Genomic DNA, 25,438 nt, shown 5'->3' on the forward strand with positions numbered 1-25,438 from the left:
ATCATTTTTGTCTTGTTGATCCTTCCTGCGATATTAGGCATAGTTAGTTCATTTTTGAAAAACCGCTTCCTAATGTACATGGTATTTATTTGGTCCCTGCCTGTTGGGCTATATCTAACGTTCGCATCAATACCGAGTGTATGGAACCTTTTTGGAGTAGTGCTAATTCTATATCTGATATCCGCTAAGCAGATGAACAGATCTGTTACTCATTAATTAGACCCAACCCTCAAAAAGAACAAGGAGAACTCATGGACCCAAAAATTAAATCAATGTTCCTGGACGAACATGCAGGTGATGGCGCTGAGCGGTTTGGGGTAAGCCTAGAGGATCTTACTTTCGTTGGAGGCTTTCAAAACTTTGTTTATTCCTATAATCGCGATGAATTGAAATACATACTCCGCTTCACTCCGAGCACTCTTCGCACAAAAGAAGGAGTTACAGCCGAAATAGAATGGATTCGTTACCTTTCGGAGAATGGTTTGTCGGTTTCAATCCCAGTTTCTTCGGCTGATGGAGAGGATATTCATCGCATCCACGGGAGCACAATGGATTACTACGTAACTTCATTTAAACACGCACCAGGCCAAAAAATCGGATATCCGGAATGCCTAGGTAATCCTATGCTCTATGAACAATGCGGGCGCATAACGGGGCGCCTTCATGAGCTGGCCAAGCTTTACAAACCTACGGCTAAAAGACACACTTGGGAGTTTAATGAATACCTCAAACGAGCCAAAGATTATTTGCCGTCTGAACTCCTTCATGCTCTTGATGTACTAAAAGCACATTTGGCTTGCCTTCCAATTACTGCTGAGAATTTCGGTTTAATTCACGGCGATATCAATGTAGGTAATTTCACGATCGATGAATTAGGGCAGATAACACTCTTCGACTTCGACGAGTGTCAGTACAGTTGGTATGTTGAGGACATTGCTATCCAACTCTATTATTTGCTTTATGTTTTCGGGGAAGATTCGAAGTCTGAACGCAAGGTGCAATACGAACTTTTCATTAAACATTTCGAACGGGGCTACACAGAGGAAGGCCGACAAATGCCAGATGGTTGGAAGGAGCAACTGGAGCTTTTCCTTAGATTACGCGAAATTATCGTAGTCGTCGGCATGCACCGGAGTTGGGATTTAAGTCAACCAAACGATTGGACTCGCGATTTCCTGCAAGATAGTAGAATGCGGATTATGAAGGGCATTTCTTTGATTGATGAGTTCTAATTCTCTTTGACTACGGATTCTAAGTTTTCTACTAAATAGATGAAATAGGGGGTATAGATATGAGAGTAACAAATTGGCGAGGCTATGAGTGCATTGAGTTTGAATTGGATGGCAAGGAAGGTTTGGTTGTTTTGCCGAAAGTATTTGCCGAAGGCAGGCCGTGGGTGTGGCGAGCAGAGTTTTTCGATGCTTTCGACAATGCAGATATGGCACTGCTTGAAAAAGGCTTCTGTCGCGCTTATTACCGGCAGAACGATCGCTATGGGTGCCCCGATGCGGTGGAGGGGATGAAAAAATTCCAATCTTACGTCACGCGGATGTTCGGGTTGGCGGAGAAGGCAATTATAGCCGGTCTCAGCCGTGGGGGGCTATATGCCTTTAACTATGCGGCAGCATACCCGGACAATGTCGCGGTTTTGTATCTGGATGCTCCTGTGCTAGATATTCGAAGCTGGCCCGGAGGTAAGGGGGAAGGCGTCGGAGGAGAGCGAGAGTGGCAGGAGTGTTTAACTGCTTACGGAATTACGGAAGAGCAGTCGATAACAGCGCAAGTATCTCCACTGAACAAGGTGGAGGCAGTGGCCGCGGCGAGAATTCCAATTATCCTTGTGGCCGGCGATGCGGACGATGTTGTTCCCTATGTGGAGAACGGACTCCTTCTGGCTGAACGTTATAGAGAGCTTGGAGGAACAATTGAGACGATAATCAAAAAAGGTATCGGCCATCATCCCCACGGTCTGGAACAGCCGGAACCTATCGTTTCGTTCGTGATCAGACAATGCATTGCCCCCAAAATGTAAGAGTTCTTGGAACAACGCTTCCGAATTGCCGAAGGGCTCGGTCATTTACTTTCTGCTTTCACAGGCGAGCATGTTGGGGAAACCAGATTGCTTATTTGTTTATATGGCCCAGCCCCTCTTCATGTAGACCTTAAATTTGTACAACTGGAAGAGCTCGAGGCCCGAATTGAGAATCCACTCATTCTTTGGGAGAGAGGTTCTGATATTACAACGATAATCGGTAAAACAAGTCCCTCTCTCCCTGTCCATCATCTCCAGTGGATTGAAGATCGCTTCTGGGTATGGGTACATTACTGCGCCACAAAATTAGGGAGAGGTGAATTATTCGAAGTAATCGATACCCTAACATTTATGCGCAACGTTGTGTTGGGGCCGTTGGTACTCATTTGCAATGGCCATCCAGCAGAGTGCGTCTCAATCGAGTTTCTTGATGGTATCAGGAGTCAATATCAGAATTAGGCACATTAACCCGATAGGATAAATGATAAGGTTGCCGATAGGGGCAGCCTTTATCCTTTTTAAAGAGGAATAGACTTGTCTACAAGGACTCCGCTCTCTGCCAAAATTATGTATAATATGAGGCGAACCCTTTACTAAAGGAGTGGACCGATGTACTTTCAAATTATTTTACTAGCCGTTATTATGATTATCGTCATCGGCCGATTGATCGGGACGAACATCAGCTTCATGAAACAAGTTCTGGCATCTCTGTCCAGCGTCATTGTAACGACTTCCGTCTATTGGTACTCGTACTTGCGTTACCATAACAACAGCGATAGCTTCGGAGCCGACGGATGGTTATGGCTGCTCAGCATGGTCATCGTCGCCTTGCTATTCTATCTCTTGTTCGAGATGTTCGACCCTATTCCTCTTGGGGAGCGGGGCGAGCGTCTCACCGATACGAAAAACCCGTTCAGAAAACTGTCAGCCTGGTGGCGAAGACAGAGAAGATACGTCCAAGTGCTGCTGATCGCGCTCAAGAACGGCGTAGGCAAAAATCTGGCCCTCAAACGATCGGCGGCTTTAGATCAGAAGGTGGCTGTATCGCTTCGCAAAATGCTCGAGGACTGCGGCGGTTTTTTTATCAAATTCGGTCAGGTGTTGTCGACGCGTTCGGATCTGTTGCCCACGGCGGTTATCGAAGAGCTATCGCACTTGTAGGAAAACGTCGCCCGATTGACGACTGCCCAGGTGGAGGAGATATTAGCCAAACAACTGGGACGCCCCAAAGACGAGATTTTTCAAACATTCGAATTGGAACCGCTCGCTGCGGCGTCGATCGGACAAGTCCATCGTGCCACGCTGCTTAAGAGCGGGAAGGAAGTCGTCGTCAAGCTGCTACGTCCGGATATCATTTCCAAGTTACAGCACGATTTGGACATTTTAGTGCGCTTTGCGGCTTGGGCGTGAGCTAAGTAACGCGAAAATACTCGTCATCGAATATTTGGAGGGCGTTAGCGTCAAGAGGGGAACGGCTATACTGGACGAACGAGGCATCGATCGTCAACACGTTCAGCAGCAACTATTCGATTGCATGCTGGAGCAAATCTTCATGAATGGAATTTTCCATGCCGACCCCCATCCCGGCAACGTCTATATTTTGAATGATGGAACCCCTGCACTACTGGATTTCGGTTCGGTCGGGCGACTCGGAACGCTGCAGCGGGATGCCCTGAAGAGGCTGTTGATCGGATTCGAACAGCGCAAACGCGTATGTGATCATGGATGCTCTGCTGCAACTGGTCGAGCCGCAACAGGAAATCGAAAAAGAAGATTTGGAACAAGCGCTCAGTCAGCTACTGGTTCAGACGGCATATGATACGGCGGGAAGCTCGGATGCGTTCATACAGGGATTGTTTCGGATGATGGGGGAGTTCGGATTTTCGTTTTACCCGAATGTTGCGGGCGCGTTTCGCTCACTGATTACACTTGAGGGCACGATGGCGCAATTGAATCCTTTATTTAGCTTAATGGACGAATCCCGCCGCTTCGCCAAGGAGCATAAGGCGGAGTTCTTACCTGTCAGTGATTACACCGATCTGCGGAAAGCGGCAACGAATGAATTGCTTGAGCTGCTCCCCGTTATTCGCAGGCTGCCGCGGCGACTCGACCATATCGGGTCTATGTTGGAGAAAGGCGAGATGTCCGTTAAGGTAGGCTTTTTCTCCGACAAGGCCAATACCTCGTTCGTGACGAAATGGATTTCACAGACTTTGCTGGCCTTCGTCGGAACGGCGTTCGGAGGCATCTCCATCGGACTGCTAAGCATACGCGGCCTTGACACTCGTGATGGGTTTAACATCATGGCTGTTTTCGGATATTGCGGCATATTGATCAGCGCGCTCTTGCTCATTCGAGTTGTAATCCATGCTGTACGGAATTTGAAGCAAACCAAGGAGTAGCTCTTGCAGGCTGTTCAACAATCTATAGAGGGTGTATTTTGGTGAATGTCGACATTGTTTGTTCCATTAAACCGCGTAAATCGCGGTTTCTTTTTTTTATACCCCAAGAAAGATTAGCTTGATCCTTACGTAACGTAATGCTGTAAAGTGAGGGTACCGGTAAAAGCTAGCAATCAAGAAAGGGGATGATCCAACTACGAGAATGGAGAGTTGGAGATTTTACCAAAACTGTAGGACCGACGTTTTGAACATTTCAAATAGGATACAAACGACTATTATTTTTCAACTCATAGGGGGATATTACGATGAAAAAAGTCATTTCGAAAGATGGAACCGCCATTGCATTTGATAAAACCGGGAATGGACCGGCGCTCATTCTGGTATGTGCAGCATTTCAAACCCGTTCGATGATGTCGGAGCTTGCTTCGCATCTGTCAACCCACTTTACCGTGTTCAACTACGATCGTCGCGGTCGAGGGGATAGCGGCGACGGGGCGACGTACGCGGTTGAGCGCGAAGTCGAAGATATCGAAACCCTCATCAACGAAGCTGGCGGATCGGCATTCGTATACGGCATGTCTTCCGGAGCGGTCCTTGCTCTCGATGCGGCAACTAAGCTTACTATCACGAAGCTAGCAGTGTACGAGCCACCGTTCGTCGTTGACAATACGCGACCTCCGCTGCCGAAGGATTACTTAATACAGCTCAAAGAGCTGACAACGTCGAACCGTAGAGGCGATGCAGTCGAGTATTTCTTGACGAAGGCTGCAGGTGTTCCTGCTGAGTTCATTGCATCGATGCGCAGCGCACCATTCTGGCAGGCAATGGAAGATGTAGCACACACGCTAATCTATGATGGAACCATCATGGGGGACTGCATGTCGGGTAACCCACTGCCAGCCGAGCGGTGGTCTTCCGTCTCGATACCTACACTTGTCGTGGGGGGAGGAGCAAGTCCTGAGTACCAGCAAAATGCGGTGAAAGCGCTCGTGGACAGACTCTCTAATGCAAAGCTCCACATGATGGAAGGCCAGGATCATAATGTGGCTCCGGATCTACTCGCTGCCGTTTTGACTGATTTTTTCTCCAAGTAAATTAATTGTGCTTGCCCCCCCAAGCCTTGTCCTGAATATTAAAAACAGAGTGCGGTGATGAAAATTACCAGCACTCTGTTTTTAATGCTCAGAAAAGAGTAGGGATCGGAGGACATGATGAGGCATCGATGAATCGCGGATCGATACCATAGAAGTACCAGTATGATCCACTCCATCTAAACCCTGCAACACCGTCCATATCGACAGATGTCGGATAAAACCAGAAGTTTTCGCCAGACCTCAGCCAAACATAGGTGATCTGGTACATACAGTCGATGAGATAAGAAACTGCGGGTTTCGGCGGAATGACTGTGGGTGGAGGAGACTGCGGCGGTTGTCTAAATGATCTTTTATTTTCCATATGGGCCTTATCATCACTCCTAGCAGAAGATATTCATAATTTCACATGCAAGTGTAACTTAATCTATGTAGGCGACTAACCGCTTGACTGTATGCATGCCTACTTATAGACGATTTGCACAATTGAAACATTGCCTCAAAGTGCCCTCAAATAAAGGGATAGAGTAATGGATGGAGAATTTAGCATTTAATGAGTAAATCCACTAACGGGAGTGTGTTCCTTTGAGTAACGAAATTTATCTTAAGAACTTTCTCCAAGTCAGATTAGTTTCGGATTTCGAAAAAGCAAAAACGTATTATCAAGATGTACTAGGCTTTCAAGTTGACGGTTGGGGGCATACCGAACGTGGTAATAATCTTGGCTTTATCCTTCAACAAGCTCATAAGCCCGAAGACGTTCGCCCTAATCCAAAGCCATATAAACCAACCTGGGACGAGCACACTATTGGATGGGATTCATATTTTTATAGCAATTTTGACGGGGTTGGACAATTGTATAATGAATTTAAGTCAAAGGGAGCGATAATAGCATACGAACCAAGAATAGAACCAATGGGAAATAGAAAATGGAAGCACTTTGCTGTAAAAGACCTGGATGGATATGTCATGGTCTTTGGTGGAAGTGACTAAGTTAACGTGACCTATCGGCAAAAAGGAGGCTGCAAATGGGACGTGTAAATCATGATGATGAATGTGACTACCAGCTGATGGAAAGCGCTTGGCCAGCCATTGCCAGCAGCGGCAACGGACCTCAATTCTTGGTGGACTTCGCACGGAAGCTCGAGCGGAAACCCAAGTACGTCTTCTCGCGGACGCTGGATCACGTGTCGTGGCGCTCCGCTACACATCCGTTCGTTAGTTAACTTGGTGTAGTATTGAATAGGAAAATAAATCGCGGGAATAATCTTCTTGGGTCTGTGGATGCTTCCTCCCTATTTTGATACATAAGGGTGAGACACATGAAACAAAAATTATTCTGGTTAGCAAGAAGTACAATTGTTATTCTGGTGTTATTTTTCGGAAACGAAAGAACAAGTTATGGGGAGAATAACCCTTCGCTGCCGATTATTAAAGACCACGGTATTATATCCATCGAAGTTTACCCGCTTCGCCACAAGCTTGTTGTATCCATGCAAGGACAAGTATTCAAGACCTATTCCATCGCGGTCGGAAATCCATCCACGCCAACACCGGTCGGAGAGTTCCAAGTGATTTCCAAAGGGAAGGATTGGGGGCCATCTTTCGGACCTCGCTGGCTCGGCTTAAATGTGTCCTGGGGCATATATGGGATACATGGTACAAACAAACCGGATTCCATCGGTAAGCATCTCAGCCATGGTTGTATCCGAATGAGAAACAAAGACGTTAAAGAGTTATTCGAGATTATTCCGATCGGAACCGTAGTGACCATATACGGACATGTGCTGGGAGATCCAAATTTTGAACCGAGGAAGCTGGCCGAAGGCGATGTCGGAGGAGATGTTCAACTCATTCAGTCTCGATTAAAGAGTGCAGGGTATTATCAAGGAATTTGTAATGGCAAATTTCGATCCGATACAACTGGGGCGTTAAAAAGATTTCAAAAAGACCGTCAGTTGCCGATCGATGGTGTCGTTTCTGAAAAGGTTTACGAAGTCATGGGGCTGTCGGAATAAATGATAAGTTTCTTATTATATTTTCATGATGTGGTAATAACATGAGCCTAGGGGCATTTCCTTTCTCATTGGGACAAGTTGGGATTGAAAACCGTGATACAATCGGTTTTGTGATTGATCGATCCCAAAATTCTCGAAAGGAAGTGTGCCATCATGAAAAAATGGTCTATTGCTTCTTTAGCTGCTATGTCGATTATTGCAGGAAGCTTCTCAGGTACAGAAACGTTTGCAGCAACCGCTCAAACCACTCAAGCGTTGTCGACGCAAACCGTATCCGCTACATCGACTGAACAATCAATTGTCAAAAATGCATTTTCTTATATAGGTAAAGTTCGTTATAAATTCGGAGTACGCGACACGCATAAGCTCATTCTTGATTGCTCTTCATTCACTCAATTGGTTTTCAAGAATAATGGGATTTCCATTCCTTGGGGTTCTAGAGCACAAGCCCAAATTGGCACGCTCGTTAAATCGAAGTCCGCCCTGCGTGTCGGCGACCTGGTCATGTTTAGCATCGGGACCCCAGGAAAAATTTCACACGTAGGCATCTATATCGGAAACGGCAATTTTATTAACAATCAACCGGGCGTTGGCGTAAATATCAAGAGCTTAAATAGTGGTTACTTCAAAAACCGCTTCATCATGGGACGTCACGTCGTCTGAGGGACAAGCCTAACAAGTATATAAATTTATCGCTAAAAAGTCCGCGCTTCGCGGGCTTTTTTCAATTATAGCTGCGATTATTGTGAACCTACTGGAACAATATCCGGCGTTTTTTTGGGCAAGAGTGCATAAGTCCCAAAGATATTTCAGTGAATTTCGTTAATTCTAGAGCGTGTTTTATCATTTTATGTTTATTGGTGTAATAATTGCTAGTTATTCCGATCGAGAAATTCCCTTATTCATAACCCTGAGTTGATCAACGCTGTTGACTCTTGCGACCTCTTACATGTTTTTGGTCAATTGGAACCAGAAGGTAATTTCGCCGAAAAAAAGCACATCTTTTTCTCCATTTAATCAGGCGGAAATACTCATATCTCTTTATAAATCTCCTGTGATACATTATGGGCGTCATACACCACTGCGGCGATCTGTCGCACAGGAGGGGAATAGTTGATGAATGCAGCATTTAACAAAAAGGCATGGCTGATCATTTGCCTCGCGGCTTGCTTAATGCTTCCGACGATGACTTTCGCGGATGCGGGTGCACCCCCGGCCCAACTGATCGAAGTTTATCAGACCGATGGGCAGGTGCTTGATTTCAATGCGGAGAAAGTACTCGTCTACAAGCCGGAAAGCCAGAAGGTGCTGATCGAGCAATTGGACGGGAGCGCCTCTATAGAAATTGCCACGGGTATCGCAACGAAACCGGATAAGGCAGCTCTTACGTCGGAAGGGGCTATTTTCCACTTGCCCGGTGTGAATGGGGAATCGACGGAATATCGAAACGGTACGCTTCAGAGGTTGCAAGCTTATTATTGGACGGTTAACGGGCCTTATGTCGCCTATTACGACAGCTCAGGCACTGACGGCTCTCTTGATGAATATGGGACGAACGGACTCCGTTTGCGCCATGGCAATACGGTGGAGACGATAGTTAACCCGATTAATCATTATTGGCCGCTTGGAGAGGCTAAAATTCTGGATGATGGAACCGTTCTATATTCCTTCGTGGAGCAATTGTTCCGGTATAAGGATGGGGTAAGCACCGCCTTGACGAATAAGCCGGCATATCTAAACGAGATGGAGGAAGATAACAATAAAATCGAGGTTGACGGCGATTCCATTCTTTATCTCAACTTTAATCCAGACCCCGTTATCCAACTTCTAACCGAATCAGGAACCATTCAATTAGCCGGCCCTTACCAAGATATCTTTGATCGTTATGGGATTGTCCTTCGCCAGCAGAAAATTGCTATCGCAGGGGGATGGACCGCATTTCCTCAATTGGATGAAGATCGGCAAGTCACGCTCAGGCTGCGTTCTCCGGAAGGGGAAGATCAGCAGATCGGTTCGGGCAGCGCCGGGTATAAACTGCAAGCTCTGTCCCCTACCGGGGAGGTAGTCTACAGTCTAACGGAGTCAGGTTCGACCCGGTACTACCTGAACCGTGCAGATGCGGCGGGAGGAACTCGAGTCGAATCTGAAGTGCCTGCAGGAGAGGCGAAATGGTTGAATAATGCCTGGTGGTTCTCGAAGGAAAATGGCGTATTTAAGCTGTCGGAGGGAGAACCTTCGATTGTATCGCTGACAGTTGATCCTGGTGAATTGAGCTTGCTGGTTGGCGAGGAAAGGCAGATTGCCGTAAATGCGAATACCACCAACGGTCAGACGATGGAGGTAACGGAAAAAAGCGGTTATGTATCATCCGATCCTACGGTTGCTACGGTTAATTCGGCCGGACTAGTTAAAGGCGTTGCAGCGGGGAAAGCTCAGATTACCGTGTCCTATGGAGGGGAGCAAGCGACAGTAGCGGTAGAAGTAGAAAATGTTGCTCCCACATTGGAGTTATTGTACTTCACTCCGAATGAGCTGAATACCGAGGTCGGCATGACAGAGACGTTCCGGTTGTTTGCGAAATACAGTGACGGAACGGAGCGGGATGTAACTGCCGAAGCCAATCTAACTTCTTCCAACTCTTCAGTTGCAGCTTTGACGTCAACGGGGAACGGAGTGAATGGGATTGCAACAGGCTCGGCGATAATCCAAGCTTCCTTCGAGGGAGCAACTGCAAATCTGAAGGTGAACGTAGCGGCTCAAAGCGGATTCGTGGAGAAACTGTACACTCTCGGCAATAGCTGGAGTCTGTCGGTGGGAGAGTCGCGAAACATGCTGGTCTACGCGGACTATAGCGACGGACGCTGGGAGGATGTCTCGAATCGCGCTTCCTTTAGCTCATCTAATCCTGCTGTAGCAAGCGTAGATGCTGATGGAAAAGTGCATGCGTTGTCTCGAGGCGTTGCTTTCGTGACGATTACGTTTAATGATGTGCAGAAGCTCGTTAAGATTAAGGTGAAGACGTAACACAACAGAAAATGAATTGGCCCTGACCCTTGATGGTGTGGGCCTTTTTTGATGTAAGGGCTTCGGGCTTTAATACTGTAATCATATGGTCTGTACATGTACGTCCTAATGGAGACCTATATATAAATGACCTGTTGGTATGCATGAACATGCGTAGGCCTTCCATCCCCTTCATCTCGCAACTTACTTCATGTTATGAACGTCAAGTGTATATGCAATGGGTATCCGCCTAGATTTTTGCATCTGAAAAGCCCGGCTGGAGAGAAGGGGATATGATGAGAGCTAGAGGATTATATGTACTGGCGGTCTTGGTAGCCATCTTGCTAGGGATCGGTTCTAGAGAATATGCCTCTGTACTTCCACAGTTTGTAGCGATGCATTTCGGCGATGCCTTATGGGCGGCCATGATCTATTTCGGTATGCGTGTTCTGCTAGATCGGATGTCAGTTCTGCAAACATTCCTGCTTAGCCTTGGATTCTGTTTTGCCATCGAGTGCAGCCAGTTGTATCAAGCAGCCTGGATAAACAACATCCGGAGCACGCTGCTTGGTGGACTCATTCTCGGGCGAGGTTTCCTCTACGCGGATTTAGTCCGGTATAGTGCAGGAACCATAGGCGCTTATATATTGGATCGTCTTATCTTAATCCCGGTTGCAGTTCGCGCCCAAAGATCTTGATATACTCGTAGGCTCTAAGTTAAACCTTTGGTTAATCAGATATTGGCACATGTGAGCAATACTCCGCTGGAAGTTATCGAGTTCTGCCATGAAATGACATACTGTTAAAGGCTATCCGGATCGTATGGATTATGGTGAACACAGCTTCTTTCCGGTATTTGGCGGGATTTAGGCTTTTATCCAGACCTCAACCGGGTGTTTGTCATATAGTGATGTTGAAATTATTTCAGAAGGAGAGGTGTTTGTTTTGACCAATATGACTCATTATCGAGAAATGCATACGGTCACCGATCCTAACCAACTTGCCGGTTATAACTTTGTAAGAGCAGAGCATTTTGAACGAATGAAAATGGCAAATGCAAACAATCCATTATTGTATTTCAAGTATGCCGAACAAGAGTATTATCACAAGGCTCTTGCTCATCATTATCAAGGAATAGCTCATTCCATGGAGAAGTAGGCTTATTTTTGTAACCGTTAGCTTCTTGGGGCCTACAACATGATGGATACTCCGATGATACAAATGGATGCCCCCAACTAATCATTCAAGTCAGGAGTTTTTTTATCGACAAGCCATCCCCATAACTCGGCTAGCGCCACGAAAATACCACCATAAGCAGCATACACTCGTCCAAAAGACGGAAAGCTCTGCATAGTGGGAATGATTCCGTACAAAATAAGAATGAGGCTGCCAAGGATTCCATACCAAATAGGCTTGGATTCCCTAAGCCATAACCACACCAAATAGCCTCCGCCAATTTCCGCAAGACCAGCCAGCACAAAAACAGCAATTGAAATTAAGATTTGAATCATCGAATTCAACTGATTCTTTCGCGCTTCAAGTTCTGAACGTTTTTGTTTCGCCATCTGCTCCCAACGATGGTTTGTTGCGCGACTTTTATAAAATGGATGCGATCTAAAATTCCTTCATCATAACGACGGTGGCCATTCTTCGCTCCGGAGAAGGAAGAAGTCCAACCGAATACTGATTTGCAAATAGGCACAGACTCACATCACCTTGTGATGGGTTGTGCCTTTTTACTGTATGCATTTATCCCAACACAGTCTAATCTATGCTTGAAACCAAACGAGCCCATGCACGAACTGGAAAAGCGCTCATGCCTTGAAGCTTCATAGGAACTGCTGAGAAACGGAATCCTTCGGTTGGTAGCTGCTCCAAGTTACAGAGATTCTCGACGATAGGTATTCCTGCCCCAAGAAGAATAGAATGAGCCGGACGTTTCAAATCGCTAGTGTCATCAATGTTCAGACTGTCAATGGCAACGAGAGCAGCTCCCTCGCAACGTAAGAATTCTGCAGCATCGCGGGTCAAATAAGGGGGAGCGCGAGACAAAAAGAGCGAAAAAGGAAATAAATATAAAGGAGGCGATAAGCTCTCGTAGCCCTCTTGACAGGGGCAGCCAACTCCCCTAGCCGCATCGCGGTCGCTTTTCTGTAGAATGACGCGCACAGCGCGGTATTTTCACAACCATCAAAACAATGTTATAATCAAATACGTCAGATGAACAGATGTATTGGAAGGAGAGTGGGTTACTAAATGAAAAAACTCGATGCTGGAATTAACTACGCTAGATATGCAGTTGGCGAACTTACGGTTGTCGCCCTCCGAGATGGCCAAATTAACATGCCTGCCAGTTTATTACGTCAGAAGGGAAACCGTTCTTTTGAATCAGAAATGCCCGAACAAGTTGAACTAATCGATGGTAAGCTACGACTGTCTGTTAACGCATTTCTTGTCATCGAGCGTGACCAACTTATCCTGATCGACACAGGAGCAGCGAATTCATTGGAGCCATCCTATGGGCCATCTATGGGCTTACTGCTCCAGGCATTGAATGAAGCAGGTATAGCGCGCGAAAAAATCGAAACAGTTGCTTTCACACACACTCACGAAGACCACGTCAATGGGTTGGTAACTGCCGATGGGTCAGACGCGTTCCCAAATCTCCAGCGGCTTTTTGTTCCGAAAGAGGAAGTTCCGCTGTTTGACAACAACCATAGGCTTTCTCGCTTAAGAGCTCGCCGGACGCCGATCGAGAATGGCTTCAAGCTAAGTGCAAGTATTACAGCAATCGAAGCGCATGGACATGAAATTGGCCATACCGCGTATGAGGTATCCAGCGGTGACGAAAGCCTGCTAATATGGGGGGACATTGTTCACGTCCAGACCATTCAGTTTGCCAGACCAGAGCTAACTTGGGGGTACGATACCAATCAAGATGATGCGCGTGCTAGCCGGCAGAGAATGTTTCGTCGGGCGATTCAACCTAACTGCTATGTGGCAGGAGCACATCTTGCTTATCCTGGTGTAGGCGCAGTAACAGAATACAATGACACCTATAGTTACACTCCCGTATAAAGTTATCGGAAGAAAAGCCTGTTTTTACAGGAACGCTCGTAGCAGCCGGTCAAATAACCGGCTGTTTTATTTATTTCAATATGCTAGTCATTTATATTAAGACAAGAACATGCATTGTTTCTCGCGTAACAACTGCTCAATGTGAAACAAAGACCAACCGCTGTTTATGTAAAAGGCGATGAAAATGTGGGATTACAGCGATTGCCATCTTTTGAATTTGTAAAACAATTAAATATTGAGGTGATGGGGTTGGAACCAAAATGGCTTGAATGGTCGAAACAATTGCAGTCAATCGCGCAAACGGGGTTAACGTATTCAAAGGATCAGTATGATATAGAAAGGTTTCAGCAAATTCGTGATATCAGTGTAGAAATGTACGAGAAAAGATGGACGGGAAATGGGCTTTGCCGGGAGGTTGGGCAGATATTGGTTTAACGCCGAATGAAGTAGCAGTTAAAGAATTTACCTTCTCCTTATCATGTATACAAGCTCTTTATACAATGCGAAATCGTAGGCGGACATGCTGCATTTGGCATAGAAACAAGTGGAGTGGAATTCTTTGGCCAAGATGAATTGCCTGAACTATCTATTGAACGAAATACGGAATCTCAGATTAAATCGGCTTTTCGCCTTAAAGGCACAATTGCGCAAGTTGAATGTGATTAAATTAAACGCCAATCAACGACTCTGATATTAAGCTAACGAGCATGTTACAGTGTATCTAGTACGATCGTGCTAATATTTATCCACAGGCTTCGATTGGACAAATTGCTAAACGCGCTGGGGTTAGTAAGGGGGTTATTACGTATCATTTTCCCAGTAAGGATGAACTCATGCACAATATTGTAGAGGATTTGTACTTGAAAGGCGCATCGTTCATGTCAGAAATTGCATCCGAGCCTACTGCCTCAAATATGCTGCGGAGATATATTGAGACGAATTTACAATTTATTCTTACTCACAAACAGCATGTGGCAGCTGTCGCCGAAATTGTAATGAATGTTAGAGATGAGGAGGGAAAACTGATTTATCACCAACCTGCAGATAACGCGATATATGCGTCTCTTATCGAGATATTGCAATGGGGCCAAGAGGACGGCAGCTTCAGACCTATTTTGCCGGCAAGTGCTCAAGTGTTGGCAATGACGATTAGAAGTGCCATTGATCTCGCGAGTCAGCAGCTAGTAGCAAACCCTGATTTTAATATGAAGGAGTATACCAAAGAGCTGATCCAATTGTTTGAAGCAGCAACCCGCAAGTCTCCTATTTGAATGTAAATTGTAAATAAGGAGCTGAAATATTGAAAACATTTCTATTAATCCTCGGTGTCATTTTATTTGGTTTAGGCGTTCGTGGAATGATTATTGGTTTGGTTCACGGTTCGGGTGGTTCATTTCTACTTTACAAAAATCTGCCTGATAACATGGAGATGTATGCCAATATATTGTTTATTATCGTTAGTCTTTTCATATTGGGTGCTTCGAAAAGTAAAAAGAAGGCTTGAGGGTACCAGATGAAACTCGAACCACACAAGACGCATTTGCATTGTTTATAAGATACGTTAAAGTGAGAAGGAGAGTTTACATACTTACTGAAGGGGTGACGTACCGTTATGCCGCAAGACAAGTGGTTTCGTGTCGGCTATGGGATCATCGTCGTTTTACTGATTGCTTTCCTGGCTTCTAAAGTCGATTACGTGTTCGATCCAATTGGAAAAGTGTTGGCTGCGCTGTTCGTTCCTCTATTGATCTCGGGGATGTTCTACTATTTATTCAGGCCGTTCGTGCGTCTGCTGTCCATAAAGCTGCCGAAGTGGCTCGCCATCGTCCTTGTCTACATCGGTGCGATCGGCCTCTGTTACTTGTTCTTTCGGATCATTTGGCCGCCGATTCAGCAACAGTCGGTCAATCTCGTCGACAATTTTCCGCAGATCGTCAAGTCCGTCCAAACCTGGATTGAATCCGCTCAGAAACACCCCTGGTTAAAGGAGATTGGCAACAACGAAGCGCTTTCCACCGAGAATTTGACCGCTAAGCTGTCAGGCGCCATGGACGAAATTCTCAATTCAGTCGTCGGCAGCGTTCGCGGCCTGTTTAATATGATCATGAATTTCTTTTTCCTGCTCGGTCTTGTGCCGTTCATGATCTATTATTTGCTTATTGAAGGGGATAAGTTCCCGCGCATCGTCCTGCGTATGCTGCCTGAAAGATACCATGGCGAGACAAGCAACGCCTTGAAGGAGATTGATGCTTCGATCAGTTCGTTTATTTTAAGCAAAGTACTCACGTCGCTCTTGATCGGCGCATTGACGTTCGTCGGATATTGGATCATCGGCATGCCTTACCCCGTGCTGCTCGGATTGATTGCCGCTATCACGAACTTCATTCCGTACATCGGGCCACTTATCGCATTCATCCCGACAGCTGTTGTGGCACTGACCGTTTCTCCGATGACCGTCCTCAAGGTCGGTCTCGTTCTGATCATCTCCAATCAAATCGAAGCGAACGTGATCGGACCGCGTATCATCGGCAAACAGATGAATGTTCATCCACTAACTGTCATGCTGCTCATCATCGGCGCCAGTGCAATCATCGGTCCTGTGGGCATGATTATCGTCGTACCCACCTATGCCATCATCAAGATCATCGCGATTCGTGTATATAGCTATAACAAGAGCAACAGTCTGCCGAAGGACCACCAATTGCTCTGAGGCAATGAGCTTTGTTCTTTACTGGCGCGGCGGTATAAAGCTAACGAGCAGAATGCTTCCAGTAAAGTTAGCAAGACTATACATTGATATAGAAGGGTTTGACACGTTTTCAGAATTAATAAAAGAAATAATATTGATTGATGAGACTGACGACTGGACTTACTTTGAGAATGTCATTAAATCTTTTGAAATTGACGGATTGGATATTGAAAAAGGGCATCAGATCAGTTGCTGGTTTTTTTGAAGTAAACAATCAAGGAGCACGATCCACGGAGATCTTGCTCCTTGTGCTACATTTAGAGAGAAGTAGGCCCAATGAGTGGGGGTAACGTTCTCGGAGGAGAAAATTATATGCATCTTGAAACGCTCCAAGTTGCAATTATTTTTCCTCTTCGGTTATCTAAACCTCGTTCGTGTTCGAGGTCACCGTAAAGAGCGGGCCGGATAATGTCACTCGAAAGGTTACGACAGCCTGGTTTGCCACTTTATCGTCCGCGGGCGCGCTTTTGGGCCTCGCTTGGAACTCTACTCGGACCGAGGTGTTCGGCTGAAACGTTCAACGGACGTTCGAATCTGGAGCGACGTAGACCGGTGTATGAACGTTTACGGTTACGCGAGAGCTAAATGACCCACCCCTTTAAGCCCTAATCGAGTACACGTAGTCGGTGTCGTCGTCTACTGTGCTCTCTTGGGGTTTCTTTATTTCCACGCTTATTGGAGTTTATGACTTCCCACTAACAATCGTTGGAACCCAATTCCACAGTGCTTAGTGATACCAGATTGCATAAAATCACTTCGCCAGTTAAAACATACACAAAATCAACTTGTTAAAGAAGCAGACCCTAACAATAAATCATCCGGTTCTTACTCCAGTCTCAACTCCGAAAGGGATGTGCTACCAAATGAATGAAGATCGGATTATGACAGCACTTGAAGAAGTGATCGATCCAGAAATCGGCGTGAATATCGTTGATCTTGGACTCGTTTACGGTATCGAAGAAACGAGTACCGGAAAAGTCGTCATCGAAATGACGCTTACTATTCCAGAATGTCCTTTGGCTGATCAAATCGTAACGAATGTCAAGAAAGCGGCCGAGTCGGTTGAGGGGATTGGGCAAGTCGAGGTGAAGCTTGTATTTGAACCGAAATGGACAACTGCACGAATGAACGATGAAGCAAGAGAACAAATTAGGTCTCGTCAGATGACAATAACCTAGGAAAGCATCAAGCCCAATACGGTAAAGAATTTTTGCGATATTGAGATGGAGAGGCGATAAGAAAATGTCAAATAAAAAGAGCTTCTATGCATTCGAAGATCCGTTCGGTACATCAATTGAATTTCAAGCCACTAGTTTACAGCAGGCTGTGGTGATGAAGAAGAAAAAGGCTTTAGAACTGGGGATTCCTAAAGAGGCTTTCGAACTAACGAGTATACGAAAAAAATCAAGCCAGAGAGCATAATATTGAAGGTTATTCCACATGCTTAAGGTTAGTTAACAAGGGGGGATCGTTATTTTCGGATTCAAAAAAGAAAATAAAAGATCTAAGACGGATCTTGCTACAGTCGAATCGCAACGCAACGATCTGGCAGTGGAGGAATTTCCCGAAGGACCATACAGCTCGAGCCTTCAGAGGGAATCTATAGGCAAAAGTGGCGGCTGGAGGGATGATCAACGCTCTCCAAATCCGTACGGCTATGAAAATCATCAACTGCATGCCGGATTGCCACGCCAATATCCTGATGAGGATGTTATAAATGAAGAAGCTGGCGGCAGTGAACCAATTACAATAAATCCAGTAATAAAATTAGAGGATTGAGTAAACGGTGCTGTGTTCGAAGCGTTCGAGACCTCTGGAGAAAAAGCCTCTAGCTTCGGGAAGTTAGAGGCTTTTTTCATCAATTTCGTTATTTCGTCGTTTCTTCTTCTTGAGGCCTTGCTAGTTGAAGAGGAGGGGGGACAAGCCATCCTTTTTCCTTACTTAATCTAAGCGCCTTTAAGCCAATTGCAGCCTTCGTTGCATGGTATTTAGCAAATAGAGCACCAATATCTTCACGAATGCATTTCCCCATGATTTGACTGCAGGCGACTAGTCCTGCGGCCATATCGGTCGATATCATCGCAGCAATTTCAACGTCCGTAAATCTGGCTCCAATCGGTATGTCTTCCAGCTTGGCTTCCGGACGATCCGGTAAATCGGGAAAAGGAACAATTCCGTTGTGAACAAGAATTTCATCGCACTCTGCGATTTCGAGTTCCGCTTGATTGATTATATCTCCGATAATCGACTTTAGGTCTTTGTCTCCTGCATGGTAGCTCAGCGCTCGATTCGCGGACACGCAGCCTTTGGCTACCATTGAAAATTGCCATACATCGTATGCCTCTCCGAAATGCAAAGGTTCATTTTTTTGTTTGCCGCTTAAGACTCCCAATATCAACGACTCCTTTATTTTTATCTTCCCATATCCGCAAGCCTTGCATCCATGCAATGGCCCCAAATTGTTGGATGATGATACATTCCCCAATTAACTGGAAGACTATTCATTTACATATGTTATCCTCATCGGAACTTGAGGAACAAAAGGATCCCTTCGATGCGTTCTCTTAAAGGTGTACGGTGTTGCGCGGTTTTATCGCGATCAACGCCATGACCAAAGATAGGCCTGCACACCCCGCAAGTAGGTAAAATAACGCCTCGTCGTGTATAACAGCCGCTATCAAAGGGCCCAATGCGACTCCAATAAACCGTGCGCTGCTATACAAAGACGCAATCGTACCGCGCTGCTTCTTTTCAATCCCTTCCGTGATCAAAGCGTCTAAGCTAGGAAGGACCAACCCGATTCCAGTTCCGCTTAGGAACATAAGCGAGATAAGCACCCACAGATTCTTAGTATTTATGAATCCGCATGTTAAGATTGCGGCCACTAAAACGATTAACCCAATAACACTGAAAATTTTCATCCGAACATGATGAACATGCTAAGGCAACCGATTGTAAAAATCGCATACTGCCATTTTTTCTATGCCAATAAAGAAGTGGTGTTGCGGACGAAAACTTTAAAACGCGGCACATTAGGCGCGACATCGTCTTTATCATCGCTTTCTTTAGGGACCTTCACCAAGAAAATCACGGCGATAATGGATACAGCCGATATGGCAGGGATGATTGCAAGAGGGAGGTGCCATACGACCAAAGCTAGCGCAGAACCCGTGTAATATCCACTTTGCCCATTCATTAACCAGGCAGCGAGACTTGACACTAAACCACCGATAGCCGCAATGGATAATCCAATAAGAATGATTCGTTTACGTCCGAAGCGGTCGGATAAATAGCCTGCTATCGGAATGAACACGATCGAAACAGCGGCGTACACCGTTATGATTAAGCTGGTTTGTATTGCGGTAACCTTTAATTCCCTCTGCATGAGCGGGAGAACGGGGATCAACATGGAGTTGGCAAGCGTCATAATCAAAGGAATCGAAGATAAAGCTGCAAGGTCAAGTTTCTTCTTTTCTTTCATGTTAGCTCCCTCACCATTCCTTCACCCATTGGGACGAGGATACCTTTTCCGATAATCTGTTTACCTATTCAGGATTTGAACGACATGGCATGAATGAACTTCTAATACAAATTGCATAATTAATGTGAGACCTTTAGATTTTCTATTTTTGGAGGGTGCAAAAATGAAGGCTGTTACCTATCAGGGGCCAAATAGTGTAGAAGTAAGCAACGTGAAAGATGCAGCGATTGAGAAAAATGATGATGTCATTGTTAAAATTACAAGTACGGCAATTTGCGGATCTGATCTACATTTATTTCAAGGGAACTTTCCGCTGCCGAAGGGGTACGTGATTGGGCATGAACCTATGGGGATCGTAGAGGAAGTCGGCCCGGAGGTGAGTCGAGTCAAGAAGGGAGATCGAGTCGTTATCCCTTTTAACGTTGCATGCGGCCAATGCCACTATTGCAAGCACGATATGGAAAGCCAATGCGACAATAGCAATCCGCACTATGATTCAGGAGGGTATTTTGGGTACACTGAAAAATTTGGGAACTATCCAGGCGGACAAGCCGAATATTTGCGAGTGCCATACGGCAACTTTCTCCCGCTTGTCATTCCGCCAACATGCGAGCTTGAGGATGAATCGCTACTGTTTCTATCCGACGTACTGCCTACTGCTTACTGGAGCGTCGAAAACGCTGGTGTAAAATCGGGAGACGTCGTAGTGGTTCTTGGCTGCGGCCCGGTTGGCCTAATGGCGCAAAAGTTTGCATGGATGAAGGGAGCTAAGCGGGTTATAGCCATCGACTATTTACCTTATCGTCTTGAACATGCGAAAAGAGTTGCTCAAACTGAGACATTTGACTTTACTGCTTATGATGATATGGGTGAACACCTGAAGGAAATCACACAAGGCGGATCGGATGTCGTTATTGACTGCGTAGGGATGGACGGTAAAAAGTCGCCGCTTGAGTATATTGGGCAAAAACTCAAGCTTCAAGGTGGGACGATTGGGCCGATACAGATTGCCACGAAGGCGGTACGTAAGTTCGGGACTGTACAAATAACTGGCGTATACGGCGGAAACTATAATGTCTTTCCACTTGGCGCATTTTTCGCACGAAATATTACGTTGAAGATGGGACAAGCTCCTGTCGTTCACTTTATGCCAGAGCTATATAACAAAATAGTCGCTGGCGAATTCGATCCAAAAGCGATTATTACTCATCGTTTACCGTTAGACCAAGCTGAACATGCTTATCGAATCTTTAATGGACGGGAAGAGAATTGCATTAAGGTCGTATTAAAACCGTAGGATTGGCGTCAAATCCGGATGGGCGAACTCCGGGCGTTTCATCGTTAAAAAGCCAATCAGCCAATTCGTTAATTGTACCGGTTGTTGTCTGAGCAATCCTTTAGGCTGAATTGAAGCTCCTACCCCAGCAGATGCCAATTGTAGCAGCAAAGCTGCTGAGCCGGTCTCCATAACTGTCGTTAATTCTAACCCCTCATTTATGCAAACATTATCAATCAAATCACGGCCCAAAAAACCTTTCGGGTACATAACTAAGGAATGATGCTCTAGTTCTTGCAGCGTGATTTCCTTCCTCTCTTCTTGTACGTGTATAGTGGAGAAGGCTTGCAGCTTGATGCCGTACAGTTCCTCGATCCCCGGATAGAAGCTCTATGATAGCATTTTTGGCATCCAGTTCTGCTTGCAACATCTTCACTCCATACAGTCGCAGAAGCTTGCCGGCTTCCGTTGCGACAACCTTTTTACCAATGCGATCAAAGAAAGGCGTGCCCAACTCCGCTTCAAGTATACGAATTTGCTGGCTTAATGTAGGCTGCGAGATTCCAAGCTCTTCGGCAGCTTCGTAAAATGTAGATGCTCATAGACGGCCATAAAATACTGTATATATACTGAAGATGTGATTCACAGATAAGAATGAAGGAGGCAGCAAAGATGAAAAAGTTTTACTTATTATTAGCTATATTTGTTGCAGCATTGAACCTAAGACCGATTATTACATCTGTTGCCCCTTTGATTGGTACCATGCGAAACGATCTAGGGATGAGCGGCTTAACGGCAAGTCTACTGACTACGTTTCCTGTGCTATGTATGGGATTTTTTGCTCCTGTGGCAACCGCACTTCGTGATCGACTAGGCCTTGAGCGTACTGTTTTTGCCGCATTATTACTAATTACAGGGGCAACTGCCCTCCGGGGGATAGTTAGCTCTGTCACGATATTGGTTATAAGTGCCCTGGTTGGCGGGATCGGGATCAGCTTGGCAGGGCCTCTGCTGTCCGGATTTATTAAAAAGTATTTTCCAACAAAACCCGGTATAGTAAGTATTTATTCCGCATCTATGATCGTAGGGGCAGCAATTGCTTCCGCATTTTCTATTCCTATATATAATCGAAGTAATCAGAGCTTAACATTGACCCTGTCGTGCTGGGCAATTCTAGGCGTTATTGCGCTAATTGTTTGGTCGGTTTTTCTTCGAAACAGAGCTAATAAAGAAAGCTTAGTACGTTCTAAGCTTCCAATCCGTAATAAAAGAGCTATTCTGTTAACTTTATTTTTTGGATTAATGGCAAGTATGTTTTATTCCGTTACGGCGTGGATTTCACCTATTGCGCACAGCTTCGGGTACAGCGCAGCAAGTTCGGCTATGCTCCTTACCATTTTTACCATCATTCAAATTCCTGTGTCCTTAACGATCCCCGGACTTGTTGCCAAATTTGGTAAACGGAGGTTTTTCCTGATCTTTTGCAGCGTGTCTGAATTAATAGGAATTGTCATCTTACTACTCCACCTCCCCATGTTGCCGGCTGTCATATTTTTGGGGATTGGGGCAGGAGGATTATTCCCGCTTGCGCTTATGCTGCCAATTGTGGAGACGAATACATCAGAGGAAGCCGGGGCATGGTCGGCTATGTCTCAATGCGGCGGTTACATTATAGGTGCTATGGGCCCATTATTAATTGGCGCGATTTATGATCACAGTGGAAACTTTAATGCTGCGCTTCTCGTCATGCTAGTTATTATTGTTGCAATGATTGGAGTACAGTTGCTCATCACTAGTCGTAAGGCTGAAGTTCAGACGAGCTGAAGGGGCAAGGCCTGACTACACGAAAGAGGGGACAACATGATTTCAATTCATAGAGTCGAATACCATCAAAAATCAACATTAAGAAATCTCATTGAATTATTGGACAGAAGATGGAAGACATCCTTATTTCATTCGAGTTGAAGGTGTACTTGCAGGATTTGTCCTAATTAGGGAAATAGGAACGGCAGAATCAATGAATTATTCGGTAGCTGAATTTTTTGTAATGAAAAAATATCGAAATCAAGGTGTGGGGCAATACGTTGCATTTTATCTGTTTAATACATTCAAAGGCAAATGGGAAGTGGCACAGATAGATTCAAATCTACCTGCTCAAAAATTCTGGAGAAAAACAATTGGAAGATATACGAATAATAACTTTCAGGAAATAAGAAAAGATGAATGGGAAGGACCGATACAGATTTTTACAACAGGAATTCGATGAAGAGTCATACTTCACCAATCCGATTCCCGATTTGTGAACCGAACATTGTCCGATTGCCGAATTCAAGACGGCGAGCGATTTTAAAAGGGAACATCATCTTGTTATGAGGGGGGTGAGAAAAGTTCATCCTCCACCAAACGGTTATTCCCCGATATACTTAACATGAAAAACGAATAACGGTGTTTACATGTCTACATGAAAGGAACCATAGTCGTCTTACCCAATGGAACTGCGATCCCGCCAAAAGCTGAGCAGCGAACATACATATTTGATAAAAAGGATGGCAACTTAACATGAAAAAAATGGTGTGTAATTTAGCAAAAACAGGCTTGGCGCTAGCGATTTACGTAGGCTCGGTCGGCATCGGCGCGAGCGCGGTATCGGCGGCTGCCGCGAAACCGGCGGCAACGGCGTCGTCTGCGGCGGTGGTGGCGTACGACAAATTGTTTGCGGCATTTGCGAAGGTTAATAGCTACTCCTACAAGGCCAAATCCACGATGACGACCGCAGGGCAAAAAACACAGATGACGATGGAAAGCGATATCATCATGAAGCCGAAGCCGGCTTTTTCGATGAAAACATCGTTCAATGACGGCACGCAGAATGTGACGCAAGAAATCATTAGCGTGGGCAACAAAATGTATATTAAGACTCCGGACGGGGAATGGGTGGCAACTCCAGGGGAGGCAAGCAACGAGGATCAGTCAGCCGGTGCAGATAATATTTTCAATAAGCAGTTCAAGCAGGTTATCGACAAGACTGAAGTAAAGAAAGTCGGAACGGATCAGGAAATTACGATCACGGTCAATCCTGCGAAATACAATAAATTGTTCTTGGCAAAAGGTGAAGAAGGAAGCGGAGACGCGGAAACGAAAAAGCTGCAAATGAAGATCACGGTCGATACGAAAACGTCCTTGCCTAAAAAAATGTACATGATTTCCGAAATGACCGTCATGGGTCAAACGATGAAAACCGAAATGACGTATACTTACGTATCCTATAATAAAGTGAAAGAAATCAAAGTTCCGAATGTTTCGCAATAGTTTGAATAAATCGCAATAAACTGATAGTCCAAACTCCTCCATGCGGGGAGTTTTGTTGTTTTGGTAAACCAATAAGAACATACTTTGATTCTGACGTCTGTCTTTATAAGCAAAACGGGAGGATATTGTAATCACTTCGCGAATATTTCGGAATGGGATAATTTGTGAAGTTCGTAAATATGCGATATATGAAACCAACGAGTGGATTTTACTGCCTAGCAGGTAAAGAAAATGACGATCAATTCAATAAATCTGTAATTCGTTTCATGAATGATCCGATGAATCATAATCGTTTTTTTGCATTAGGAATATTCACTGATGAGTGGGATATTGAATTAAATAATACATTTGCTGGAGAAACAATGAAATTTAGAAACGGTTATGAATATTTCCCTTTGAATGAAAAGATCTCAGATGATTATCGAGAGAAGTTCTACCCCTATTACAAGTTGGTCTGGGATTCAAATCAACATTTTTGCAATTTTGGAATTGGTCATTTTCTTACATGTAATAATGATCTAATAAGCGTGTGCACATCGCCATACATTGGAGGGAATTTCGCTGAGATCGATATCATTACTATAGAGAACTATAAAAGACAAGGACTTGCTACAGCACTCGGAGTTGAGTTCATAAAGTTTGAATAAACAATTAACTCCAAATTGGTGTTGTCATTCCAATAACATCGAATCAAATAATCTAGCCAACAAATTATGCTTTGAGAAGATAGATGAAAGGCCAATGTATTGGTATCATGCTTAGGTTTTGCGGTCTCCTTATGCGGGAAATCGTACGAAGAACCTGAGGATTATGGATTCATGTATCATTGGGTCTTCGAGGACTTGGACGGCCATATGTGGGCAATCAACTCTATGAACACGGATGCAGTTCAAGGTTAAGGATAACAGCGAGCGCACTGAATCATCATGATTACGCAGATTTTTTTATCGATGTAAGTTCTTGTCTTCTCCTCGGGGCAAGAACTTGCAGCTTTACTCG

Annotated in this window: 28 protein-coding genes and 4 pseudogenes; 27 read left to right on the forward strand and 5 right to left on the reverse strand. The window is 45.1% G+C overall.

Features of this window, described 5'->3' with window-relative positions; genetic code table 11:
• Positions 1-251: 251 nt before the first annotated feature.
• From ACFPOF_RS26320 to ACFPOF_RS26385, 14 genes and pseudogenes are all read left to right on the forward strand, one after another.
• On the forward strand, positions 252-1,232 hold the full coding sequence (locus ACFPOF_RS26320; protein ID WP_378138316.1) for a phosphotransferase enzyme family protein: 981 nt from the start codon (positions 252-254) through the stop codon (positions 1,230-1,232).
• A gap of 59 nt (positions 1,233-1,291) precedes the next feature.
• Positions 1,292-2,032 carry an alpha/beta hydrolase family protein gene (locus ACFPOF_RS26325; protein ID WP_378138318.1) on the forward strand — a complete coding sequence of 247 codons (741 nt, stop codon included), beginning with the start codon at positions 1,292-1,294 and terminating at the stop codon, positions 2,030-2,032.
• Positions 2,033-2,431 (forward strand): annotated as a pseudogene (locus ACFPOF_RS26330) (oxalate:formate antiporter); the annotation flags it as partial.
• Between the two features lie 210 nt (positions 2,432-2,641).
• The gene (locus ACFPOF_RS26335) at positions 2,642-3,193 is read left to right on the forward strand and encodes a hypothetical protein (RefSeq protein ID WP_378138320.1); all 552 of its coding nucleotides are present in this window, start codon (positions 2,642-2,644) and stop codon (positions 3,191-3,193) included.
• Positions 3,194-3,208: 15 nt separating this feature from the next.
• A complete protein-coding gene (locus tag ACFPOF_RS26340; RefSeq protein WP_378138322.1) occupies positions 3,209-3,442 on the forward strand; it encodes an AarF/UbiB family protein in 234 nt (77 codons plus the stop codon).
• A 34-nt stretch (positions 3,443-3,476) separates the two neighbouring features.
• Positions 3,477-3,851 (forward strand): AarF/UbiB family protein, encoded by a 375-nt coding sequence (locus tag ACFPOF_RS26345; RefSeq protein ID WP_378138548.1) that lies wholly within the window; start codon positions 3,477-3,479, stop codon positions 3,849-3,851.
• On the forward strand, positions 3,754-4,434 hold the full coding sequence (locus tag ACFPOF_RS26350) for an AarF/ABC1/UbiB kinase family protein (protein WP_378138324.1): 681 nt from the start codon (positions 3,754-3,756) through the stop codon (positions 4,432-4,434). The genes ACFPOF_RS26345 and ACFPOF_RS26350 overlap by 98 nt, the downstream gene beginning before the upstream one ends.
• 305 nt (positions 4,435-4,739) lie before the next feature.
• Positions 4,740-5,528 carry an alpha/beta fold hydrolase gene (locus tag ACFPOF_RS26355; protein WP_378138326.1) on the forward strand — a complete coding sequence of 263 codons (789 nt, stop codon included), beginning with the start codon at positions 4,740-4,742 and terminating at the stop codon, positions 5,526-5,528.
• Between the two features lie 582 nt (positions 5,529-6,110).
• The gene (locus ACFPOF_RS26360) at positions 6,111-6,518 is read left to right on the forward strand and encodes a VOC family protein (RefSeq protein ID WP_378138328.1); all 408 of its coding nucleotides are present in this window, start codon (positions 6,111-6,113) and stop codon (positions 6,516-6,518) included.
• A 329-nt stretch (positions 6,519-6,847) separates the two neighbouring features.
• Positions 6,848-7,543: a L,D-transpeptidase family protein gene (locus ACFPOF_RS26365; protein ID WP_378138330.1), complete on the forward strand. Its 696-nt coding sequence runs from the start codon at positions 6,848-6,850 to the stop codon at positions 7,541-7,543.
• A 153-nt stretch (positions 7,544-7,696) separates the two neighbouring features.
• Entirely contained in the window at positions 7,697-8,206 is a 510-nt protein-coding gene (locus ACFPOF_RS26370; RefSeq protein ID WP_378138332.1) for a C40 family peptidase, read from the forward strand.
• Positions 8,207-8,659: 453 nt separating this feature from the next.
• Complete coding sequence (locus ACFPOF_RS26375) at positions 8,660-10,567, forward strand: Ig-like domain-containing protein (RefSeq protein ID WP_378138334.1); 1,908 nt, start codon at positions 8,660-8,662, stop codon at positions 10,565-10,567.
• Between the two features lie 272 nt (positions 10,568-10,839).
• A complete protein-coding gene (locus tag ACFPOF_RS26380; protein WP_378138336.1) occupies positions 10,840-11,244 on the forward strand; it encodes a ribosomal maturation YjgA family protein in 405 nt (134 codons plus the stop codon).
• Positions 11,245-11,500: 256 nt separating this feature from the next.
• Positions 11,501-11,704 (forward strand): hypothetical protein, encoded by a 204-nt coding sequence (locus ACFPOF_RS26385; RefSeq protein ID WP_378138549.1) that lies wholly within the window; start codon positions 11,501-11,503, stop codon positions 11,702-11,704.
• Between the two features lie 77 nt (positions 11,705-11,781).
• Here the strand turns inward: ACFPOF_RS26385 and ACFPOF_RS26390 are convergent, their stop codons facing one another.
• Positions 11,782-12,057, reverse strand: a complete 276-nt coding sequence (locus ACFPOF_RS26390; protein ID WP_378138550.1) for a YnfA family protein — start codon at positions 12,055-12,057, stop codon at positions 11,782-11,784.
• 745 nt (positions 12,058-12,802) lie between these two features.
• Between ACFPOF_RS26390 and ACFPOF_RS26395 the strand changes: the two genes are divergently transcribed.
• The 8 genes and pseudogenes from ACFPOF_RS26395 (at position 12,803) to ACFPOF_RS26430 (ending at position 17,795) form a co-directional block, all read left to right on the forward strand.
• Positions 12,803-13,624, forward strand: a complete 822-nt coding sequence (locus ACFPOF_RS26395; protein WP_378138338.1) for an MBL fold metallo-hydrolase — start codon at positions 12,803-12,805, stop codon at positions 13,622-13,624.
• A 249-nt stretch (positions 13,625-13,873) separates the two neighbouring features.
• A pseudogene (locus ACFPOF_RS26400) lies at positions 13,874-14,290 on the forward strand (NUDIX hydrolase).
• 74 nt (positions 14,291-14,364) lie between these two features.
• Positions 14,365-14,451 (forward strand): annotated as a pseudogene (locus tag ACFPOF_RS26405) (TetR family transcriptional regulator); the annotation flags it as partial.
• A gap of 6 nt (positions 14,452-14,457) precedes the next feature.
• Positions 14,458-14,895, forward strand: a complete 438-nt coding sequence (locus ACFPOF_RS26410) for a TetR/AcrR family transcriptional regulator (RefSeq protein ID WP_378138340.1) — start codon at positions 14,458-14,460, stop codon at positions 14,893-14,895.
• A 29-nt stretch (positions 14,896-14,924) separates the two neighbouring features.
• Positions 14,925-15,128 (forward strand): hypothetical protein, encoded by a 204-nt coding sequence (locus tag ACFPOF_RS26415; RefSeq protein ID WP_378138342.1) that lies wholly within the window; start codon positions 14,925-14,927, stop codon positions 15,126-15,128.
• A 108-nt stretch (positions 15,129-15,236) separates the two neighbouring features.
• Positions 15,237-16,334: an AI-2E family transporter gene (locus ACFPOF_RS26420; protein WP_378138344.1), complete on the forward strand. Its 1,098-nt coding sequence runs from the start codon at positions 15,237-15,239 to the stop codon at positions 16,332-16,334.
• Positions 16,335-17,236: 902 nt separating this feature from the next.
• Positions 17,237-17,551 carry a metal-sulfur cluster assembly factor gene (locus ACFPOF_RS26425; protein ID WP_378138346.1) on the forward strand — a complete coding sequence of 105 codons (315 nt, stop codon included), beginning with the start codon at positions 17,237-17,239 and terminating at the stop codon, positions 17,549-17,551.
• A 64-nt stretch (positions 17,552-17,615) separates the two neighbouring features.
• Positions 17,616-17,795: a hypothetical protein gene (locus ACFPOF_RS26430; protein ID WP_378138348.1), complete on the forward strand. Its 180-nt coding sequence runs from the start codon at positions 17,616-17,618 to the stop codon at positions 17,793-17,795.
• A 445-nt stretch (positions 17,796-18,240) separates the two neighbouring features.
• Here ACFPOF_RS26430 and ACFPOF_RS26435 read toward each other — a convergent pair whose 3' ends face one another.
• From ACFPOF_RS26435 to ACFPOF_RS26445, 3 genes are all read right to left on the reverse strand, one after another.
• On the reverse strand, positions 18,241-18,765 hold the full coding sequence (locus ACFPOF_RS26435; RefSeq protein ID WP_378138350.1) for a DUF3231 family protein: 525 nt from the start codon (positions 18,763-18,765) through the stop codon (positions 18,241-18,243).
• Positions 18,766-18,937: 172 nt separating this feature from the next.
• A complete protein-coding gene (locus ACFPOF_RS26440; RefSeq protein WP_378138352.1) occupies positions 18,938-19,294 on the reverse strand; it encodes an MFS transporter in 357 nt (118 codons plus the stop codon).
• Positions 19,295-19,353: 59 nt separating this feature from the next.
• Entirely contained in the window at positions 19,354-19,854 is a 501-nt protein-coding gene (locus tag ACFPOF_RS26445) for an MFS transporter (RefSeq protein ID WP_378138353.1), read from the reverse strand.
• Between the two features lie 163 nt (positions 19,855-20,017).
• On the opposite strand from ACFPOF_RS26445, the gene ACFPOF_RS26450 reads away from it, so the two are divergent.
• Complete coding sequence (locus tag ACFPOF_RS26450) at positions 20,018-21,151, forward strand: zinc-dependent alcohol dehydrogenase (protein ID WP_378138355.1); 1,134 nt, start codon at positions 20,018-20,020, stop codon at positions 21,149-21,151.
• An 84-nt stretch (positions 21,152-21,235) separates the two neighbouring features.
• Here ACFPOF_RS26450 and ACFPOF_RS26455 read toward each other — a convergent pair.
• Positions 21,236-21,742: pseudogene (locus tag ACFPOF_RS26455) on the reverse strand (LysR family transcriptional regulator); the annotation flags it as partial.
• Positions 21,743-21,802: 60 nt separating this feature from the next.
• Here ACFPOF_RS26455 and ACFPOF_RS26460 point away from each other — a divergent pair.
• From ACFPOF_RS26460 to ACFPOF_RS26475, 4 genes are all read left to right on the forward strand, one after another.
• On the forward strand, positions 21,803-22,954 hold the full coding sequence (locus ACFPOF_RS26460) for an MFS transporter (protein WP_378138357.1): 1,152 nt from the start codon (positions 21,803-21,805) through the stop codon (positions 22,952-22,954).
• Between the two features lie 91 nt (positions 22,955-23,045).
• Entirely contained in the window at positions 23,046-23,396 is a 351-nt protein-coding gene (locus ACFPOF_RS26465) for a GNAT family N-acetyltransferase (RefSeq protein ID WP_378138359.1), read from the forward strand.
• A gap of 293 nt (positions 23,397-23,689) precedes the next feature.
• Positions 23,690-24,439, forward strand: coding sequence for a DUF6612 family protein (locus ACFPOF_RS26470; protein ID WP_378138361.1), 750 nt, complete (start codon positions 23,690-23,692; stop codon positions 24,437-24,439).
• Positions 24,440-24,618: 179 nt separating this feature from the next.
• Positions 24,619-25,086 carry a GNAT family N-acetyltransferase gene (locus ACFPOF_RS26475; protein WP_378138363.1) on the forward strand — a complete coding sequence of 156 codons (468 nt, stop codon included), beginning with the start codon at positions 24,619-24,621 and terminating at the stop codon, positions 25,084-25,086.
• Positions 25,087-25,438 lie beyond the last annotated feature (352 nt).

It is taken from the genome of Cohnella soli (assembly GCF_042655525.1).
GTDB classification, from domain to species: Bacteria; Bacillota; Bacilli; order Paenibacillales; family Paenibacillaceae; genus Cohnella; species Cohnella soli.